Origin of the sequence: Streptomyces hainanensis, from assembly GCF_004348415.1 — a bacterium.
Lineage (GTDB): Bacteria > Actinomycetota > Actinomycetes > Streptomycetales > Streptomycetaceae > Streptomyces > Streptomyces hainanensis.
In genome coordinates this window covers 1-3,686 of the sequence record NZ_SMKI01000628.1, presented here as the reverse complement: position 1 = coordinate 3,686, position 3,686 = coordinate 1, and the positions used below count along the sequence as shown (strand labels likewise).

Annotated in this window: 7 protein-coding genes; 3 read left to right on the top strand and 4 right to left on the bottom strand. The window is 70.8% G+C overall.

Annotated elements, in window-relative coordinates; all coding sequences use genetic code 11:
- Nucleotides 1-13 precede the first annotated feature (13 nt).
- Nucleotides 14-259 (bottom strand): glycine cleavage system protein H, encoded by a 246-nt coding sequence (locus tag E1283_RS39280; RefSeq protein ID WP_165956347.1) that lies wholly within the window; start codon nt 257-259, stop codon nt 14-16.
- Between the two features lie 95 nt (nt 260-354).
- On the bottom strand, nt 355-504 hold the full coding sequence (locus tag E1283_RS39275; RefSeq protein ID WP_243745294.1) for a hypothetical protein: 150 nt from the start codon (nt 502-504) through the stop codon (nt 355-357).
- Between the two features lie 3 nt (nt 505-507).
- Between E1283_RS39275 and E1283_RS33780 the strand changes: the two genes are divergently transcribed.
- Both E1283_RS33780 and E1283_RS33775 read left to right on the top strand, forming a co-directional pair.
- A complete protein-coding gene (locus E1283_RS33780) occupies nt 508-1,476 on the top strand; it encodes a cation diffusion facilitator family transporter (RefSeq protein WP_425086272.1) in 969 nt (322 codons plus the stop codon).
- Nucleotides 1,477-1,609: 133 nt separating this feature from the next.
- Nucleotides 1,610-2,149, top strand: coding sequence for a GNAT family N-acetyltransferase (locus E1283_RS33775; RefSeq protein ID WP_132821984.1), 540 nt, complete (start codon nt 1,610-1,612; stop codon nt 2,147-2,149).
- A gap of 53 nt (nt 2,150-2,202) precedes the next feature.
- Here E1283_RS33775 and E1283_RS33770 read toward each other — a convergent pair whose 3' ends face one another.
- Together E1283_RS33770 and E1283_RS33765 are read right to left on the bottom strand one after the other, a co-directional pair.
- Nucleotides 2,203-2,838 (bottom strand): vitamin K epoxide reductase family protein, encoded by a 636-nt coding sequence (locus E1283_RS33770; RefSeq protein ID WP_132821983.1) that lies wholly within the window; start codon nt 2,836-2,838, stop codon nt 2,203-2,205.
- Nucleotides 2,835-3,503: a DsbA family protein gene (locus E1283_RS33765; protein ID WP_132821982.1), complete on the bottom strand. Its 669-nt coding sequence runs from the start codon at nt 3,501-3,503 to the stop codon at nt 2,835-2,837. The genes E1283_RS33770 and E1283_RS33765 overlap by 4 nt, the downstream gene beginning before the upstream one ends.
- Between E1283_RS33765 and E1283_RS38350 the strand changes: the two genes are divergently transcribed.
- On the top strand, nt 3,487-3,686 hold a 200-nt coding region (locus E1283_RS38350; RefSeq protein ID WP_207930638.1), incomplete at its 3' end, for a hypothetical protein. The two genes, E1283_RS33765 and E1283_RS38350, sit on opposite strands and share 17 nt — an antisense overlap.

Genomic DNA, 3,686 nt, shown 5'->3' with positions numbered 1-3,686 from the left:
TGGTCGGTGTCGGTCAGCCGTTGGTGAGGCCGTCGTACTCGGCGGCCGACATCAGCCGGGCCGGCTCGGCCGACTCGTCGATCCGGACCCGGAAGAGCCAGCCGGCCTCGAACGGCTCCGAGTTGAGGGTGTGCAGCAGAGTGAGCCGGGTCCGGTCCGCGAGCAGGGCCAGCGTCTCGGCCGCGCGGGCGAACTGCTCCGCGCCCGGCTCTCGCGGGTGCGAACCATGTGCACCTGATAGATGCATGCGTGCGTTCATATGCACATAATGGAGGTGGACGCACTCCCGTGTCCACTTCTCCGGGCTGCCCGGACCGTCGAAAGGCGTTCGTCGTGAGCGAAGAACACGGACACTCACACCCTCACCCCCATCCGCACCCGCACCCGCACCCGCACGCCCATGACGACGGCCACGCCGACCACGCCGGTCACGACCACGACCACGGTGACCACGGGCACCCGCACGACCACGGGAAGCAGGGGCCTCTGGCGTCGCTCCGGCACCAGGTGGGCCACCTGGTCAAGCCGCACTCCCACGAGTCGTCCGACAAGATGGACAACGCGCTGGAGTCTTCGGCCCGCGGCATGCGCGCGCTGTGGATCTCGCTGGTCGTGCTCGGTGTCACCGCGATCTTCCAGGTCTTCATCGTCATCATCTCCGGTTCGGTCGCGCTGCTCGGCGACACCATCCACAACTTCGCGGACGCGCTGACCGCCGTACCGCTGGGCATCGCCTTCCTCCTCGGGCGTCGCGCCGTCAACCGTCGCTTCACCTACGGCTACGGCCGTGCCGAGGACCTGGCCGGCATCGTCATCGTGCTGACCATCACGGCCTCCGCGGCGCTCGCCGCCTGGACCGCGATCGACCGGCTCATCAACCCCCAGGACATGGACTACATCCCCGCGGTGGCCTCCGCCGCCGTGGTGGGCTTCATCGGCAACGAGTGGGTGGCCCGCTACCGCATCCGGATCGGCCGGGAGATCGGCTCGGCCGCGCTGGTCGCGGACGGGCTGCACGCCCGCACCGACGGATTCACCTCGCTCGCCGTGCTCCTGAGCGCCGGCGGCGCCGCGCTCGGCTGGCAGCTCGCCGACCCGATCGTGGGCCTGCTGATCACGGTGGCCATCCTGATGGTCCTGCGCGACGCCGCCCGCGAGGTGTTCCGCCGCATCATGGACGCCGTCGACCCCGAACTCGTCGACACCGCCGAGTCCGCGCTCAACGGGGTTCCGGGCGTCGTCGAGATCGGCGAGCTCCGGATGCGGTGGATCGGCCACAGGCTGCGGGCCGAGGTCGCCATCGTGGTGGACGACCAGCTCAGCCTCCGGGAAGCGCACGACGTCACCGTGGAGGCCGAACTCGCCCTCCTTGACGCGGTCCCCAAACTCACCGCCGCCCTCGTCCACGCCGACCCCGCACCGACCCCCGGCGCGGCCGACCCCCACGCCCAGCTCGCACACCAGACCGCCGCCTGACCGAGAGACCCGCTGGGCGGCCTGCGCCGCCCGGCGGCTCTCCCCGTCCGGCGCCCTCCGCCCGCCGGCGCGGCAGTACGGCGGCATCAGTACGGCGGCATCTCGATTCGATCGCCAGTGCGAGAATCGGCGGGTGAGCGACTCCCTTTCCTTGCAGCAGTACACGTCCTCGGCCGAGGTCACTCCCGCGCTCCACAGAGACCTGTCGCTCTGCTGGATCGAGGTCAGCAACGCCGGCGGGGCCGCGGGCTTCCCCTTCCTCCCGATCGACGAAAGCCACACCGCCCCCGCGCTGAGGGCGATCACCGACACCCTGTCGCCCACGACCAGTCGGCTGCTGACCGCCCGGCTCGACGACCGGCTCGTCGGCTGGCTCAACGTCCGCCGGGATCCCTTCGCGCTGATCTCGCACTGGGGCACCCTCCACCACGTCCAGACCCTCCCCACCTGCCAGGGACGCGGGATCGGAACCACCCTGATGAACGAGGCCCGCCGAGTCGCCCGCGACGACATGGGCCTGGAACAGCTCCACCTCGCGGCACGAGGCGGAGCAGGCCTCGAGGAGTTCTACGGGCGACTGGGCTGGAAGGAGATCGGCCGCTGGCCCGACGCCCTGCGCCTCGCGCCCGGCGACGACCGCGACGAGGTTCTGATGCTCCTGAAGCCCCTCTGAGCGGGGTTTCCTCGGGGTGCCTGACGCGGTGGCCAGGTGATGGGGCGTGGGGCTCAGACGAGTGTCGTCCAGTAGCTCCAGAACCGCTGGAGGACGAGCAGGGCGATGGTCAGGTACCAGCAGGTGAGGACGACACCGTGGTACTCGGCCAGCGTGCGGGCGGGCCCGGGCCGGCCGAGGGTGCCGAGGTGGCCGCGGGTGAGGTTGTACAGCGTCGTGTACCAGAAGACGGGGATCGTCACGATCCACACGGCCACGCAGTAGGGGCACAGGGCGTCGATCCGGTAGAGGCTCTGGTAGACCAGCCAGTGGACGAACAGCAGGCCGAACGTGACGCCCGCCTGGAGGCCTTGCCAGAACCAGCGGGGCAGGGCGGTTCCGGTCAGGAGGACCACGGCGACGACGGTCAGCGCGGTGAAGCCGGCGATGCCCAGGAGGGGGTTGGGGAAGCCGAAGACCTCGGCCTGCGGCGTGGTCATCACCGACCCGCAGCTGAGCACCGGACTGATGCTGCAGGAAGGGATGTGGGAGGGGTCCTCCAGCAGTTCGATCCTCTCGACGACGAGGACGAACGCGGCGAGCAGCCCCACCACTCCGCCGACGCCGAGCACCAGGCCGAGCAGCCGGTCCCCGACCGGCGTCGCCTCGGACGCCGTCGGGTCGGCGGCGTGGCGCGTCGCGGTGGTCACCTGGCGAGCTCCGCGTCGATGGCCTCGGTGAACTCCTCGTAGGAGCCGGGGTTCAGGAGCCGGCCGTTGAGGAAGAAGGTGGGGGTTCCCCGCACGCCGAGCATCAGCCCGTCCTGCTGGTCGAGGGCGACGCGTTCGGCCGTGGCCGGGTCGTTCCAGTCCGCCTCGAAGCGCGCCATGTCCAGGCCGAGTTCTTCGGCGAAGCCGCGGAAGGTGTCCTCGTGGGACTCCTGTTGGTCACCCCACTCCTCCTGCGTCTCGTACATCATCCGGTACATGTCCTCCAGCCGGTCCTGCGCGGCGGCGGCCTCCACGGCGCGGGCCGCCGGTTCGGCGTTGCGGTGGCTGGGGATGGGGAAGTAGCGCAGCACGAAGGTGACCTGGCCCGCGTACTCCTCGCGCAGTTGTTCCACGATCGGGTACGCGGCCCGGCACGCCTCGCACTCCAGGTCGAGGAACTCCACCAGGGTGACCTTGCCGTCCGGCGCGGTGGACAGCCGGTGGCTGTTCTCGCGGACCAGTACGGAGGCCGGTGCCGTCGGCGCGTCGTCGGCGTCCGTCGTGGCGGTGTCTCCGCCGGGGGAACGGTTCGCGGCCAACAGCGCGGCGACCACGGCGAGGACGCCGGCCACCAGTGCGAGGGAGATCTTGAAGTTCTTCGTCATGATCCTCAACTCATCGAAAGACGAACAGGGTGATGTCCGGGCCGCGTTCGAGCAGGCCGGTGGCCGAGCGCCGTTCAGGGAGCGCAACGCGGCGTCGAGGCGGGCGGGACCCGTCGCGTCGCCCGGCTCGCGCGGTTCGCCCGGCCGCGCTCCCGTGTCGAGTGCGACCAGGTCGGCGGCGGC